At 68.7% G+C, this 15,032-nt stretch carries 15 protein-coding genes; 8 read left to right on the forward strand and 7 right to left on the reverse strand.

Annotated elements, in window-relative coordinates; genetic code table 11:
- Positions 1–54 precede the first annotated feature (54 nt).
- From ACX40P_RS00410 to ACX40P_RS00430, 5 genes are all read left to right on the forward strand, one after another.
- Positions 55–951, forward strand: a complete 897-nt coding sequence (locus ACX40P_RS00410; RefSeq protein WP_459125190.1) for a tetratricopeptide repeat protein — start codon at positions 55–57, stop codon at positions 949–951.
- A 13-nt stretch (positions 952–964) separates the two neighbouring features.
- On the forward strand, positions 965–1,606 hold the full coding sequence (locus ACX40P_RS00415) for an LON peptidase substrate-binding domain-containing protein (RefSeq protein ID WP_459124330.1): 642 nt from the start codon (positions 965–967) through the stop codon (positions 1,604–1,606).
- A gap of 235 nt (positions 1,607–1,841) precedes the next feature.
- A complete protein-coding gene (locus tag ACX40P_RS00420) occupies positions 1,842–4,055 on the forward strand; it encodes a ribonuclease R family protein (RefSeq protein ID WP_459124331.1) in 2,214 nt (737 codons plus the stop codon).
- 11 nt (positions 4,056–4,066) lie between these two features.
- On the forward strand, positions 4,067–4,366 hold the full coding sequence (locus ACX40P_RS00425) for a hypothetical protein (protein WP_459124332.1): 300 nt from the start codon (positions 4,067–4,069) through the stop codon (positions 4,364–4,366).
- 10 nt (positions 4,367–4,376) lie between these two features.
- Entirely contained in the window at positions 4,377–4,856 is a 480-nt protein-coding gene (locus ACX40P_RS00430; protein ID WP_459124333.1) for a GAF domain-containing protein, read from the forward strand.
- Here ACX40P_RS00430 and folP read toward each other — a convergent pair.
- The 5 genes from folP to ACX40P_RS00455 all read right to left on the reverse strand — a co-directional run bounded on the left by folP (position 4,853) and on the right by ACX40P_RS00455 (position 9,085).
- Positions 4,853–5,980, reverse strand: a complete 1,128-nt coding sequence (gene folP / locus ACX40P_RS00435) for a dihydropteroate synthase (protein ID WP_459124334.1) — start codon at positions 5,978–5,980, stop codon at positions 4,853–4,855. The two genes, ACX40P_RS00430 and folP, sit on opposite strands and share 4 nt — an antisense overlap.
- Before the next feature lie 10 nt (positions 5,981–5,990).
- Positions 5,991–7,121: a DNA methyltransferase gene (locus ACX40P_RS00440; protein ID WP_459124335.1), complete on the reverse strand. Its 1,131-nt coding sequence runs from the start codon at positions 7,119–7,121 to the stop codon at positions 5,991–5,993.
- A 162-nt stretch (positions 7,122–7,283) separates the two neighbouring features.
- Positions 7,284–7,913, reverse strand: coding sequence for a ribonuclease HII (locus tag ACX40P_RS00445; RefSeq protein WP_459124336.1), 630 nt, complete (start codon positions 7,911–7,913; stop codon positions 7,284–7,286).
- Positions 7,901–8,665 carry a bifunctional hydroxymethylpyrimidine kinase/phosphomethylpyrimidine kinase gene (gene thiD / locus ACX40P_RS00450; protein WP_459124337.1) on the reverse strand — a complete coding sequence of 255 codons (765 nt, stop codon included), beginning with the start codon at positions 8,663–8,665 and terminating at the stop codon, positions 7,901–7,903. The genes ACX40P_RS00445 and thiD overlap by 13 nt, the downstream gene beginning before the upstream one ends.
- 192 nt (positions 8,666–8,857) lie before the next feature.
- Positions 8,858–9,085 (reverse strand): DUF1272 domain-containing protein, encoded by a 228-nt coding sequence (locus tag ACX40P_RS00455; RefSeq protein ID WP_459125191.1) that lies wholly within the window; start codon positions 9,083–9,085, stop codon positions 8,858–8,860.
- Between the two features lie 85 nt (positions 9,086–9,170).
- Here ACX40P_RS00455 and ACX40P_RS00460 point away from each other — a divergent pair, with 85 nt between their 5' ends.
- Positions 9,171–9,530 (forward strand): hypothetical protein, encoded by a 360-nt coding sequence (locus ACX40P_RS00460; protein WP_459124338.1) that lies wholly within the window; start codon positions 9,171–9,173, stop codon positions 9,528–9,530.
- A 21-nt stretch (positions 9,531–9,551) separates the two neighbouring features.
- Here ACX40P_RS00460 and glmM read toward each other — a convergent pair whose 3' ends face one another.
- Positions 9,552–10,895 carry a phosphoglucosamine mutase gene (glmM, locus tag ACX40P_RS00465; protein WP_459125192.1) on the reverse strand — a complete coding sequence of 448 codons (1,344 nt, stop codon included), beginning with the start codon at positions 10,893–10,895 and terminating at the stop codon, positions 9,552–9,554.
- Between the two features lie 70 nt (positions 10,896–10,965).
- Between glmM and ACX40P_RS00470 the strand changes: the two genes are divergently transcribed.
- The gene (locus ACX40P_RS00470; protein WP_459124339.1) at positions 10,966–12,237 is read left to right on the forward strand and encodes a dicarboxylate/amino acid:cation symporter; all 1,272 of its coding nucleotides are present in this window, start codon (positions 10,966–10,968) and stop codon (positions 12,235–12,237) included.
- 171 nt (positions 12,238–12,408) lie between these two features.
- Here the strand turns inward: ACX40P_RS00470 and gorA are convergent, their stop codons facing one another.
- Complete coding sequence (gene gorA / locus ACX40P_RS00475; protein ID WP_459124340.1) at positions 12,409–13,755, reverse strand: glutathione-disulfide reductase; 1,347 nt, start codon at positions 13,753–13,755, stop codon at positions 12,409–12,411.
- A gap of 119 nt (positions 13,756–13,874) precedes the next feature.
- Between gorA and ACX40P_RS00480 the strand changes: the two genes are divergently transcribed.
- Positions 13,875–15,026 (forward strand): saccharopine dehydrogenase family protein, encoded by a 1,152-nt coding sequence (locus ACX40P_RS00480; RefSeq protein WP_459124341.1) that lies wholly within the window; start codon positions 13,875–13,877, stop codon positions 15,024–15,026.
- Positions 15,027–15,032 lie beyond the last annotated feature (6 nt).

Raw genomic sequence — 15,032 nt, forward strand, 5'->3', positions numbered from 1 at the left:
GACGGCGACTGTCCCGATACGAAGTGTAAGGAGCGCCCCTTGGCCACGTTAGGCATGTCCCCCGCCGACAAGGATGCGGTCGAGGCGTTCCGCCGCGACGTCGTCGAACCGTCGATGACCAGCCTCGTCATCATCGATTTCTGGGCGGAGTGGTGCGGCCCCTGCAAACAGCTCGGCCCGGTCCTCGACAAAGTCGCGACCGACTATGCAGACAAGGGCGTGAAGCTGGTCAAGATCGACGTCGACAAGGACAAGTTCATCGCCGCGCAGTTCCAGGTGCGCTCGATCCCGACCGTCTATGCGATGTTCCAGGGCCAGCTCGCCGCCGACCTGACGAGCGCGCGGACCGAGGGGGCGCTGAAGACGATGCTCGACCAGCTGCTCCGCCAGTTGCCGGTGCAGAGCGAGGCGGCGTCGCAGGAGGCGGAACTGGAACCGCTGATCGCGATGGCCGAGCAGGTGCTGGGCGACGGCGAGGCTGACCGCGCGCTGTCGATCTACGACCAGCTGGCCGAGATGGCGCCCGACCATGTCGTGGTCGCCGCCGGCCGCGCCCGCGCGCTGATCGCGCTCGACAGGGTGGATGAGGCCGAGGCCGCGCTTGCGGCGCTCGGCGAGGATGCGGCGAAGGCGCCGGAAGTCGCCCGTGCGCGGTCGGCGATCGATCTCGCCCGCACCGCGACGCCGGTCGCCGACCTGTCGGGCCTCGCCGCGCGCGTCGCCGCCGATCCGACCGATCACGAAGCGGCGATGGAGTTGGCCGGCGGGCAGATGGCGGCGGGCGACCGCGACGGCGCCGCGGCGACGCTGTTGCGATCGATCGCCACCGACAAGAACTGGAACGACAGCGCGGCGCGCGCGCAGCTGCTGAAGCTGTTCGAGGCGGTCGGGCTGGAAGACGCGTGGGTGTCGGCGCATCGGCGCAAGCTGAGCGCGATACTGTTTGGATGAGGAACTTGGTAGGATGAGCGAGATCGACCGGACGGCGACCCGGACGCGGCTGTCGATCTTCCCGCTGCCGGGCGCGCTGCTGTTCCCCGGCATGCACCTGCCGCTCCACATCTTCGAGCCGCGCTACCGCGCGATGGTGACCGATTCGCTGGCGCGCGACCGGCGCATCGGCATGGTGCAGCCGCGCGGCGCACCGCGGGCTGAGGGCGACCCCGCGCCGCTGTTCGACATCGGCTGCGTCGGGCGGATCGCCGATGTCGAGGCGCTGGCCGACGGCCGCTTCGACATCGTGCTGGAAGGGCTGGCGAAGTTCCGCATCGTCCGCGAACTGGATGTCACCACCAGCTTTCGTCAGGTCGAAGCGGTGCTGCTCGACGGTCCGCGCGACGAGACGCTGAGTCTCGGCGAGCGCGCCGCGCTGGAGAGCGAATCGCGCCGCTTCGCCGAGGCGCAGGGCTATGCGGTCGACTGGGAGGCGGTCGCGCGGCTGGATGACGAGGCGCTGGTCAACGGCATCGCCCAGATCGCGCCGTTCGATCCCGCGTCGAAGCAGGCGCTGCTGGAGGCGGAAACGCTGGCTGATCGCAGCGAGCTGATCCTGCAACTGCTGGCGTTCTTCGGCCGGCACGACGACGATACGGGCACGCTGCAATAGGTCGTAGGTCCGCCTCGTGAAGCCCATGTCCTACAACGCCGTAATCTGCTTCATCCCATCGGATGATCCGCAGGTCATCGCCGACTCCGCCGTCCGCGCGCAAAGGTGACAAAAGCGACAACAGGGGACGAATGCAGCGTGTTTCGGTTGCTTTTGCGCCATGACGCCGGGCCGCTGCAGCGCGATCCGGGACAGGACGGGTGACGCGGACCGCCGGACCCCCTATCTGTCGTCGATGCCGAAGCGCACTCCGGGACTTCCCACCCGCCAACAGATCCTCGACTTCATCACGACGTCGGACACCCCCGCGGGCAAGCGCGAGATCGCGCGCGCCTTCGGCCTGCACGGCGCCGACAAGATCGCGCTGAAGGCGCTGTTGAAGGACATGGCCGACGAAGGGCTGATCGACGGCGCAGCGGGCCGCGCCTTCCACAAGATGGGCGGTGTCCCGAAGGTGACCGTGCTGCGGGTCGTCGATGTCGATGACGGCGGCAACGTCTGGGCGGTGCCCGATCGCTGGGAGGCGGAGGGCACGCCGCCGCCCCGGTTGCGGGTGCGTGAGCGCGGTCGCGGCGCGCTGGGGGTCGGCGCGCGGGTGCTGGCGCGCACCGAGGAGGCCGGAAAGGGCTGGATCGCGCATCCGATGAAGGTGCTGCCCCGCGCCGAAGAACAGATGATGGGCGTGCTGCGCGAGGAAGGCGGCAAGCTGTTCCTAGCCGGGCTCGACAAGAAGGATCGCCGCGACTGGATCGTGTCCGATGCCGGCGAGGCGAAGGCTGGCGATCTGGTGCTGGCGGAGAAAGCCGGGCGCCCGCCGCGCATGACCGCGCGGGTCGTCGAGCGGCTGGGCGATCCCTTCGCCCCGCGCAGTTTCTCGCTGATCGCGATCCACAAGCACGGCATCCCGCACGTGTTCTCCGGCGATCTGCTGGACGAGGCCAGGGCATCGGCGGCGCAGCCGCTGGGCGACGGCCGGGAGGATCTGCGCCATCTGCCGATCGTCGCGATCGATCCGATCGACGCGCGCGACCATGACGATGCGATCTGGGCGCAGCGCAACGACGACGGCGGCTGGGACGCGATCGTCGCGATCGCCGATGTCAGCTTTTACGTTCGGCCCGGATCGTTGCTGGACCGCGAGGCGCGGGCGCGCGGCAACTCGGTCTATTTCCCTGACCGCGTCGTGCCGATGCTGCCCGAGATCCTGTCGGCGGACGTGTGTTCGCTGAAGGAAGGCGTCGACCGCGCGGCGCTCGCCTGTCACCTGAAGATATCGGCGACCGGCAAGCTGGAGGGCTGGCGCTTCACCCGCGCCGTCGTGCGGCTGGCGGCGAACATCGCGTATGAGAATGCGCAGGCCGCTACCGACGGTACGCTCGATCATCCGCTGACCGAGACGGCGTTGCGCCCGCTGTGGGACTGTTGGCGCGCGCTATACGCGGCGCGGGAAGCGCGCGAGCCGCTCGACCTCGACCTGCCCGAACGCCGCGTCGTGCTCGACGAACAGGGCCGCATCCTGTCGGTCGCGCCGCGCGAGCGGCTGGATGCGCACAAGCTGGTCGAGGATTTCATGATCGCCGCCAACGTCGCTGCCGCCAAGGCGCTGGAGGCGAAGAAGATGCCGGTGATGTACCGCATCCACGAACCGCCCGCGCGCGAGAAGCTGGTCGCGCTGAAGGAGTATCTGAAGACGTTCGGCGTCGAATTCGCGCTCGGGCAGGTCGTACGCCCCGCCACCTTCAACCGCCTGCTCGCGCTGGTCGGCGATGCCGATTTCCGTCCGCAGGCGATGGAGCAGGTGCTGCGCAGCCAGACGCAGGCCTATTACGGCCCCGCCAACGCCGGGCACTTCGGGCTGGCGCTGGGCAGCTACGCGCACTTCACCTCGCCGATTCGCCGCTATGCCGATCTGATGGTCCACCGCGCGCTGGTGGAGGGCTATAACCTCGGCCCCGGCGGGCTGACGAGCGACGAGGCGGCCGGATTCGAGAAGATTGGCGAGGGCATCAGCAAGCTGGAGCGCCGCGCGATGGAGGCGGAGCGCGAGACGATCGATCGCTATGTCGCGGCCTATCTGTCCGAACACGTCGGCAGCATCGTCGATGCGCGCATCACCGGGGTGCAGCCGTTCGGTTTCTTCGCGACGGTCGAGGGCGTCGGCGGCGACGGGCTGGTGCCGGCGCGCGATCTGGGCAGCGAGTATTTCCGCTGGGACGAAAAGGCGCAGGCGCTGGTCGGCGAACATAGCGGCACCGCCTTCACGCTCGGCCAGCGATTGCAGCTGCGGCTGGCGGAGGCCAATCCGGTCAGCGGCGCGCTGCGCTTCGAACTGACCGACGGCAAGGGCTCGGCGGGCGGTGGCGACGATCGCAAGCGCGGGGGGCCGCCGCGCGTGTTGAAGCGGCGCGGCCGACCTGCCAACATCCGCCATCAGGGGCGCAAGCGTTAGGGGAGCGGAACATGGCGACGACGGCAGCGGCGGTAGTGGCGAAGGCGCGGCGGGACGTGATCTCGCATTTCATGTCGCGCGACGCGGTGTCGCCGGAGAAGGCGGTGCCGTTCAAGCCTGACCGGCGCATCCGACGGAGGATGTTCGAGCGGCTGTGCGATGCCGGGGTGCTGAAGCCAGGCGCCAATAGTGGCCATTACCTCGATATTCCCGCATGGGACGTCTACGGACGCAAGCGTCGTCGCCGGGTCGGCGCGCTGCTGGCCGCATCGCTGGCGATCGCCGGCGGACTCGCGGCGATCTTCGCCTGAAGGAATTGTGATGAGCGGCTGGGCGATCGACGATGCGGAGCGGCTGCGCACGCTGGAGGAACTGGGTATCGCCAGCGATGCGCCAGCCGATCCAGTGCTGGACGACATCGCCGCCGAGGCCGCGGCGCTGTGCGGCACGCCGGTTGCGCTGGTGACGCTGCTCGACCGCGAGACGCAGTGGTTCCGCGCGAAGGTCGGCACCGACCTGCCCGGCACGCCGGTCGCGGTCGCGATCTGCGCGCATACGCTGGCGGCGGGCGCGGCGCTGACCATCCCCGATCTCGCCGAGGACCCGCGGACGGCGGACAATCCGCTGGTCACGCTCGATCCGCGCGTGCGCTTCTATGCCGGCGTGCCGCTGGTCACCGACGGGCAGGCGGTGGGGACGCTGTGCGTGCTCGATCTGGCGCCGCGCGACGGGCTGACCAAGGAGCAGCAGGCGGGCCTCGAGGCGCTGGCCGATCGCGCCCAGCAACAGCTGACCGGCTAACCCCGCCTTCCGGTCAGCGCGGCGTCGCGTAAGCCCCGCCAGACGCGCAACGCCTGCGCGGTTTCGGGCACGTCGTGGACCCGCAACAGCTGCGCCCCGCGATCCGCGCCGTGCAGCGCGAGCGCGATGCTGCCGCCCAGCCGGTCCTCGACCCCCGCCTCGTTCGACAGCGCCCCGATCATCCGCTTACGGCTGGCCCCCAGCACGATGCCGCAGCCGAGGCCATGCAGCAGCGCGAGGCCGTTTAGGAGCGCGAGATTGTCCGACAACGACTTGGCGAAGCCGATGCCCGGATCGACCAGGATCTTCGCACGCTCGACCCCGCCTCCCGTCACCGCCTCGATCCGCGCCTCCAGCCAGTCGAACACCTCGATCAGCACGTCGCCATAGCCGCTGCCGGCATGCGGGCCGGTCGCCGGGTCGGGCGAGTGCATCAGCACGACCGGGCACCCAGCCGCCGCGACCACGGCCAGCGCCCGCGGGTCATGGGCGAGTGCCGCCACGTCGTTGACGATGTGCCCGCCGGCGGCCAGCGCAGCCTCCATCACCGCCGCCTTGCGGGTGTCGATGGAGACCGGCGTGCCGGTTGCGGCCAGCGCGCGGACGACGGGTTCGATGCGGGCGATCTCGTCGCCCTCCCACACCGGCTTCGCCCCCGGTCGCGTCGATTCGCCGCCGACATCGACCAGCGCGGCTCCGGCCACGCCCATGTCGAAGCCGATGCGGGCCAGCGCACCCGGATCGTCGCCATGTACGCCGCCGTCAGAGAAGCTGTCGGGCGTCACGTTCAATATGCCCATCGCCGCGGGCTGGTCGAGCCGTAGTATGCGATCGCCCAATATCAGCGGCGCGCGCGGTGCAGAGATGCGTTCGGCGAGCAGGCGCAGGCGGGCGGCCTGTGCCTCGGGCAGGTTGGCGATGAGGCCGGGGAGCGAGGCGACGGGCACGCTTGCCTGCACCACGCGGGCGGTGTCGACGACGGCGATCAGCTCATAGGCAGCGAACCAGATCAACCCGCCGGCCAGCCGCGCGACCTCTCCGTCCCGGCCGACGGGGGTGTCCACGAAAGCTTCGGGACGGAGGTAGAGCCGGGCGTCCGCCGGGATGACTCGAGGTTCGATCACCGTTCGAATTCTACGGCTGCGTCGCCAGCAGGTACGTCTGTCGCAGCACATCGATCGGTTTCAGCGGGCGGCCGTCGTCGTGATGCCAGAATGTCCAGCCGTTACACGCCGGGGCGCCCTGCAGCAGCGAGCCGAGCTTGTGGATCGAGCCGGCTTGGCCGCAGTCGCTGAGCAGCGAGCCGTCGGCGCGGACGGTGGCGCGCCAGCGGCGCTTCGCGTCGGTCAGCACCGCACCGGGCAGCAGATAACCGGTTTCGACCAGCGTGCCGAATGCGACCTTGGGCGCGGCCTTCGGCGACTGCATCGTGGTCAGCGCCGATTCGTCGAGCGGCAGGGCGGCGGCAATGCGCTCTTCCGCCGCGGCGATGTAGTCGTCCTCGCGCTCGATGCCGATCCAGTGCCGCCCCAGCCGCTTCGCCACCGCCCCGGTCGTGCCGGTGCCGAAGAACGGGTCGAGCACGATGTCGCCGGGCTTCGAGCAGGCCAGCAGGATACGGTAGATCAGCGCCTCGGGCTTCTGGGTCGGGTGAACCTTCACCCCGTCCTTCTTCAGCCGCTCCTGCCCGCCGCAGATCGGGAATTCCCAGTCGCTGCGCATCTGCAGCTCGTCGTTCAGCGTCTTCATGCTGCGATAGTTGAAGGTGTAGCGCGATTTCTCACCCATCGACGCCCAGATCAGCGTCTCGTGGGCGTTGGTGAAGCGCGTGCCCTTGAAGTTGGGCATCGGGTTCGCCTTGCGCCAGACGATGTCGTTGAGGATCCAGTAGCCCAGATCCTGAATCGCGGCGCCGACCTTGAAGATGTTGTGATAGCTGCCGATCACCCAGATCGCGCCATTGGGCTTCAGGATGCGCTTCGCCTCGGCCAGCCAGGCGCGGGTGAAGCGGTCGTAAGCGGCGAGGCTATCGAACTTGTCCCAAGCGTCGGTCACCGCATCGACATGGCTGCCGTCGGGTCGCGCGAGGTCGCCACCGAGCTGAAGATTGTAGGGCGGGTCGGCGAAGATCAGATCGACGCTGGCGGCGGGCAGTGCGCGCATCGCGGCGATGCAGTCGCCCTTGATGATCCGGTCGAGCGGTAGGTCGGCCGGCGTAGCGGCGGCGGGCGCGGACCCGCGCCTGATCTTTTCGATAACCCCCACTGAATCAGCCCCCATGCTTTACGACCGAGGAAATCGGCGGAGCGAGCGGACTCCGTCAAGCCCGGAATGGTTAACGCGTCCGGCGGCGTGATCGTTGCCGAAGCGGAACATTTGTGGGCCGCGACTCGATGTTGAGCCCTGTGGATAAGTTATCCACAACCCCTAGTGGTGTGGCGCGAAAGACTCGTCGACCAAAGATAACGGCAATTCCGCCTGCGCGACCGGCGCGAAGCTGCGGCGGTGGAGCGGGGTGGGGCCGTGTTCGCGCAAAGCACGCAGGTGGTGGGCGCAGCCATAGCCCTTGTTCGAATGCCAATTGTAGTGCGGGAAGGTCTCCGCCGCGGCGATCATGATGGCGTCGCGCGTCGTCTTGGCGATGATCGAGGCGGCGGCGATCGAGACGCTGATGGCGTCGCCGCCGACCAAGGGCGTGCAGGCGTGATTCCAGCGTGGGCTGCGGTTGCCGTCGACCAGCACATGGCCCGGCACGATGCCGAGCGCGTCAACTGCCAGCGTCATCGCCTTCATCGTCGCCCAGTAGATGTTCAGCCGGTCGATCTCTTCGGGCTCGACGATGCCGACGCCGATCGTCGCGCAGCCGCGAAGCCGCTCGGCCAGCCGTTCGCGTTCCTTCGCCGACAGCCTCTTCGAATCGTCGATGCCGCGCGGGATGCCGCGGGCGGGGAGGATGACGGCGGCGGCGACGACGGGGCCGGCGAGTGGCCCGCGCCCGGCTTCGTCCACCCCGGCGACCGGGGCGAGGCACAGCTTCTCGTGCTTCAGGCCGGGCATCGGAAGCCGTTCGCGAATTGCTGACCCATCGGACCGTGCCCCTGCCCCAGGCTGGGCGCTGCCGCGAGGCTGGCGCGTACGAAAGCGATGGCGCGTTCGGTCGCCTCCGGCAGCAGCATCCCCTGCCCCAGACCCGCCGCGATCGCGCTGGCGAGGGTGCAGCCGGTGCCGTGGGTGTGCGGCGTGTCGATGCGCGGGTTGGACCAGCGCGCGATTTCGCCGTCCGGACCGACGAGGCGGTCGATGACGATATCGCCTTCGGCATGACCGCCCTTCACCAGCACGGTCTCGCCATGGGCGGTCATAGCCTCAAGCCCGCCGAGGGCGGCGAGTTCGGGCAAGTTGGGGGTGGTGACGGTAGCGAAGACCATGATCTCGCGCAGCGCATCGATCGCCGCGGGATCGGCGAGCACGGAGCCGCTGGTCGCGATCATCACCGGATCGAGCACCACCGGCACGCCGATCGACACCAGTAATTCCGCCACCGCCCGCGCGACTTCGGCTGAGCCGATCATCCCGATCTTCACCGCATCGACGCCGATGTCGTCAATGCATGAGCGCATCTGCTGCACGACGAAATCGGCCGGAACCGGCATCACGCCCTGGACGCCCAACGTGTTCTGCGCGGTCAGCGCGGTGATCGCGGTCATGGCGTGACCGCCCAGCATAGTGACGGTCTTCACATCCGCCTGAATACCAGCACCGCCGCCGGAATCGGAGCCGGCGACGATGAGGATGCGCGCTGTCGTCATGCCGCCGCGCCCGCGAATGTTGACAAAGTTGAGACGTGTGAGCGGTTCTCGACCTCGAATGTTGATAGTACCAACATCGACACCGTCGAGTCCTGAAACCACATCGCGCGTATGATCGTCGGGCCGGTCATCATGGGCCCGCCCATGCCACGAAGGCCGCGGGGTAGGACAGGGGAATCGGTCGCCGTCCGCTCAACGGGATGGGTAGCGCCGCTCGGTCGAGGCGGGGTTGCGGCGCAGCGCATCGCCGACCCGCGCGGGTCGGTCGAGCAGTTCGCCGCCGCAATTCGGGCATCGCTCGTCAAGAATGTCGGCGCATTCGGCGCAGAAGGTGCATTCCATCGAACAGATGAAGGCGCCGGCCTGATCGGCGGGCAGATCGGCGCCGCATCGTTCGCAGTCGGGACGCATTTCCAGCATGCCGCGGTCTACCGCCGGCATCGCGCGGGAGGAAGCGCGAAATAAGATTGCCGTTTTCCACCGGTTTGCGTCTATCTCTCACACGGTGACCGACGATGCGGCGGTGCGTACGGAACGGTCCGGGCGCGACGCCGTTGCACCTGCGTCACGAGTGGGGATGCGTATTATGGGTCTCTTGTGCTTCGTATTCGGGCACGATTACCGCCGGCCAGTCGACGAGCGGCGCGGCAAGGCGAACTTCAAGGTGTGCAAACGCTGTCGCCGGGTCATGACCCGCGACTATTACGACGGCTGGAAAAAGGCGACCGGCACCGAGCGCGACTATTATCTGCACATCGCCGACACGATCGCATCGCGGTCCGAACAGATGCGCGCGCATGGCGACGACGCGTTGGCGCCGGAGATGGTCGCATCCCCGGCGGGCGTGGTGACCGCACGACTATAGGCCGGCGGTCGCCCGCCGATCTCACCGCGCGCCGGCGCTGCGCACTACGTCGCAGATGCGATCCACCACCGCGGTGACCTGACCCTCATCCTCACCCTCGGCCATCACGCGGATCAGCGGCTCGGTGCCCGACTTGCGGATCAGCAGCCGCCCCTTGCCGGCAAGCTCGGCCTCCCCGTCCGCGATCGCCGCCTTGACCTGCGCGTCCTCCAGCGGCTGGCCGCCGGCGAAGCGGACGTTCTTCAATAGCTGCGGCAGCGGTTCGAAGCGGCGCAGCGTTTCGCTGGCCGAGGCACCGGAGCGGACGAGTTCGGCGAGGATCTGCAGCGCGGCGACCAGACCGTCGCCGGTGGTCGCATAGTCGGTCAGGATGATGTGCCCCGACTGTTCGCCACCGACATTGTAGCCGGAGCTGCGCATCTTCTCGAGCACATAGCGGTCGCCGACGTTGGTGCGGACCATGCCCAACCCTTGCGCGGCGAGATGGCGTTCGAGGCCGAGGTTCGACATCACCGTCGCCACCAGCCCGCCGCCACGCAGCCGCCCCTGCCGCGCCCAGCCGCCGGCGATCGTCGCCATCAGCTGGTCGCCGTCGACGATCTGCCCCTTTTCATCCGCGACGATCAGGCGGTCGGCATCGCCGTCGAGCGCGATGCCGATGTGCGCGCCCGACGCGACCACCGTCTCGCACAATGTCAGCGGTGCGGTGGAGCCGACCTGGTCGTTGATGTTCTTGCCATCGGGCGTCACGCCGATCGCGATCACCTCCGCGCCCAGTTCCCACAGCGCGGCGGGCGCGACCTGATAGGCGGCGCCGTTGGCGCAATCGACGACGATCTTCAGCCCGTCGAGCGTCAGGTCGGTCGGGAAGGTCGACTTGGCGAAATGGATGTAGCGGCCGCGGGCATCCTCGACCCGGCGAGCGCGGCCGATGTCGGCGGCGGGCGCCAGATCGACATGGCCGTCGATGCCGGCCTCGATCGCGGCCTCCGCCTCGTCCGACAGCTTGTAGCCGTCGGGGCCGAACAGCTTGATGCCGTTGTCGAAGAACGGGTTGTGGCTGGCCGACAGCATGACGCCCATGTCGGCGCGCATCGACGCGGTCAGCATGGCGACGGCGGGGGTGGGCATCGGTCCCAGCAGCACGACGTCCATGCCAACGCTGGTGAAGCCCGCGACCAGCGCGTTTTCGAGCATATAGCCCGACAGTCGCGTGTCCTTGCCGATCACGACGCGGTGGCGGTGATCGCCGCGCAGGAAGTGGCGGCCGGCGGCCATGCCGACCTTCATCGCCATCTCCGCGGTCATGTTGGCGCCGTTGGTCAGGCCGCGAATGCCGTCCGTACCGAAATATTTTCTTGCCATCGTCGCCGTTTCGCCAGCTTGTGAGAGGTTGTTGGCGTCGCCATAGCGCCCGGCCACCGGAGAATCGAGCATGTCGCAAGCTACCCGTATCCTGACCGCGCTGGCGCTGGGCCTCGCGCTGGGGATCGGCCTGTCCTACGCCGCGCCCGCCGCGGATGCGTGGTTGCTGGGCATCGCCGAGCCGATCGGGACGATATGGCTGCACGGATTGCAGATGACGATCGTGCCGCTGGTCGTCGGGCTGCTCGTCACCGGCATCGCCGCGACCGCGGAAGCCGCGAAGGCGAGCAAGCTGGCGACACGCGCGCTGGCGGTGTTCATCGCACTGTTGTGGGTGTCGTCGGCACTGTCGGCGGCGATTTTGTTCGGCCTGCTGGAGCTGTTCCCGCTGTCGCCCGACGCGGCGGCGGCGCTGCGCGGCGCGGTGGCGAGCGCGGGCACGGTGGGGACAGTGCCGCCGTTCAGCGACTTCATCGTCGGCATGGTGCCGACCAATCCGCTGTCGGCCGCGGTCAACGACCAGTTCCTGCCGCTGATCGTCTTCACCGTCGCGTTCGGCTTCGCGGTGACCCGTTTGCCCGAGGCTCCGCGCAAGTTGCTGACCGCGGTGTTCCAGGCGATCGCTGACACGATGCTGATCGTCATCGGCTGGGTGTTGTGGCTGGCGCCGCTCGGCGTATTCGCGCTGGCGTTCACGGTCGGTGCGAAAGCGGGATCGGCGGCGTTCGGGGCGCTGATCCATTATGTGCTGATCGTGACCGCGACGGGCTTCGGCGTGACGCTGCTCGCGTTCCCGGTGGCGATCATCGGCGGGCGGCTGTCGCTCGGCAAATATCTGCGCGCGATGGGGCCGCCGGCGGCGGTGGCGATCTCGACCCAGTCGTCGCTCGCCTCGCTCCCCGCGATGCTGCGCGCGACCGAGAAGCTGGGCGTGCCGGTCGCGACGTCGGGCGTCGTCCTGCCGCTCGCCGTCGCGATCTTCCGCTATACCGGGCCGGCGATGAACCTCGCGGTCGCGCTGTACGTCGCGCACATCTTCGGGGTGCAGCTGACCGCGGGGCAGATCGCGATCGGTATCGCCGCGGCGGCGGTGACGACGATGGGGGCGGTGTCGCTGCCGGGCACGATCAGCTTCGTCTCCTCAATCGCGCCGATCGCGCTGGCGATGGGCCTGCCGATCGGCCCGCTCGCGCTGCTGGTGGCGGTGGAGACCTTCCCCGACATCATGCGCACGCTGGGCAACGTCGCGATGGACGTGGCGGCGACCGCGACGATCGCCCGGCGTGGGGGTGGGGCCGAGGTTCGTAGCGAGGCTGACGTGCTGTTGCGGGATGGGGCCTGACGCATCGGACGCGGGCAAAGCCAGTTACAGGCCGAGCATGCCCCCGGCATGATTTATCGGATGCGGGGCATCCGATACCTGCAACTCGTCGGCCGGCACTGCGCGCCGCCAGCCGGGATGAGGTCGTGCGCGTTGCGCACGGGGCCGTCGTTCCGCCGACGCCCCTCGACCTCACCGCATCAGCACAAGCTCTTCCGCCATCGACGGATGCAGCGCGATGGTGTCGTCGAAGGCCTGTTTGGTCAGCCGTGCCTTCACCGCGATCGCGGCGGCCTGGAGGATTTCCGGCACGTCGGGGCCGATCATGTGCAGGCCGACGACGATGTCCGTCTCCGCCTCGCACACCATCTTGTAGAGGCAGCGTTCGTTGCGGTTGGCCAGCACGTTCTTCATCGCGCGGAAGTCGGAGAGGTAGACCTTCACGCTGCCCAGCTTCTGCTTGGCCTCCGCCTCGGTCAGGCCGACGCCGGCCATCGGCGGGTGGCTGAACACGGCGGCGGGGATGCAGTCGTAGTCGACGCGTGTCGGCTTGTTGCCGTAGATCGTGTCGGCGAACGCCTGACCCTCGCGGATCGCCACCGGGGTCAGCTGCACGCGGTTGGTGACGTCGCCGACCGCGTAGATCGACGGACAGGTCGACTGGTTGTCGGCATCCACCTTCACCGCGCCGCGCTCCAGCTCGACACCGGCGCTCTCCAGCCCCAGATCCTCGGTGTTGGGCACGCGGCCCGTGGCGAACAGCACGCAGTCGACGGTGACGGGCTCGTGGTTCGACATCTTCACGGTCAGGCAGCCGTCCTCGCCCTTCTCGATCCCCTCGAACTCGGCATGGAAGCGGAAATCGATGCCCTTCATCATGCTGATCTGAAGCAGGCGGTCGCGGATCGATTCGTCATAGCCGCGCAGGATCACGTCGGTGCGGTTGATGAGCATGACGTGGCTGCCGAACTGGTGGAAGATGCCGGCGAACTCGTTGGCGATATAGCCCGCCCCCGCGATCAGCACGCGCTTCGGGATGGCGTCCAGGTGGAACACCTCGTTCGAGGTGATGCCGTGCTCGGCGCCGGGGCAGGACGGCACCGCCGGACGCGCGCCCACCGCGATCAGGATCCGCTCCGCCGTCACCTCGCGCCCGCCTGACAGGCGGATGCCGTGCGGGCCGGTGACGACCGCGCGCTCGGGGATGATCTCGACCGAATGGCTTTCCAGCGTCGCGGTGTAGGCGGCGTTGATGCGATCGACCTCCGACAGGACATTCTCCTGCAGGCACTTCCAGTCGAATTCGCAGCTGTCCGGCACCTGCCAGCCGAAGCGGCGCGCGTCCTTCAGATCCTCGGCGAAATGCGCGCCGTAGACGAGCAGCTTCTTGGGCACGCAACCGCGGATGACGCAGGTGCCGCCGACCCGATATTCCTCCGCCACCGCCACGCGCGCGCCATGCGCCGCCGCGACCCGCGCGGCGCGGGTGCCGCCCGAACCGGCGCCGATGACGAAGAGGTCGTAGTCGTAGTCGGCCATGTGTGCTGTCCAGAAAACATCCGCTCGCTGTTCGAACGGGATAGGGTGTCGACCATCTAGGGTCGCGCGACCTTGCGCGCCAGCCGGAGTTGGGCAACGTTTACGTAAAGGAGAGGCGAATGAGCGAGTTCGACATCGTCGTGTATGGCGCGACCGGCTTCACGGGCCGGCTGGTCGCCGAATATCTGGGCGGCGCCGATCACGGCGTGCGCTGGGCGATGGCGGGGCGGTCGGCGGAGAAGCTGGCGGCGGTTCGCGACGAGTTCGGCCTCGACGTGCCGATCCTGACCGCCGATGCTGACGATCCCGCCAGCCTGACCGCGTTGTGCGAACGGACGCAGGTCGTGCTGACGACGGTGGGGCCGTACCAGCTGTACGGCGGCGCGCTGGTCGCCGCCTGTGCCGCGAGCGGCACAGCCTATGTCGACCTGTGCGGCGAGCCGGCGTGGATGCGGCACATGATCGACGCGCATGAGGCGACCGCGAAGGCGAGCGGGGCGCGCATCGTGTTTTCCTGCGGGTTCGATTCGATCCCGTTCGACCTGGGCGTGTGGACGCTCCAGCAGGCGGCGATCGAGCGGTTCGGCATCCCCGCCCCGCGCGTGAAAGGGCGCGTCCGGTCGATGAAGGGCGGGTTTTCCGGCGGCACCGCGGCGAGCCTGAAGGCGACGCTGGCGGCCAGCGCGACCGACCCGTCGATCTTCCGCCTGATGATCGATCCCTTCGCGTTGACGCCCGGCTTCGAAGGGCCGTCGCAGCCCAAGGGGCTGATGCCCGAATATGACGCGGCGGTGGGGGCGTGGGTGACGCCATTCATCATGGCAGCGATCAACACGAAGAACGTCCACCGCACCAACGCGCTGCTGGGTCATCCGTACGGCGCCGACTTCCGCTACGACGAAATGATGGTCGCGCCGGGGCTGGGCGATATCGGCAAGGCGGCGGCCGAGGCGATGGCGAAGCTGAACCCGCTGGCGAGCGACAAGGGGCCCAAGCCCGGCGAAGGCCCGTCGAAGGAGGAGCGCGAAAGCGGGCATTACGACCTGATGTTCATCGGTGAGTATCCCGATGGCCGCACGCTGACCGCCACCGTCACGGGCGATCGCGATCCCGGCTATGGCTCGACCAGCCGCATGATCGCGCAGACGGCGATCGCGTTGGTGAAGGACGTGGGCGGCGATGGCGGCATCTGGACGCCGGGGGCGCTGATGGCCGGCGTGCTGCGCGACCGGCTGGCAGCGCATGCGGGGCTGACTTTTTCGGTGGCTTGAGAGCCT

This window comes from Sphingomonas sp. RS2018 (assembly GCF_054489605.1).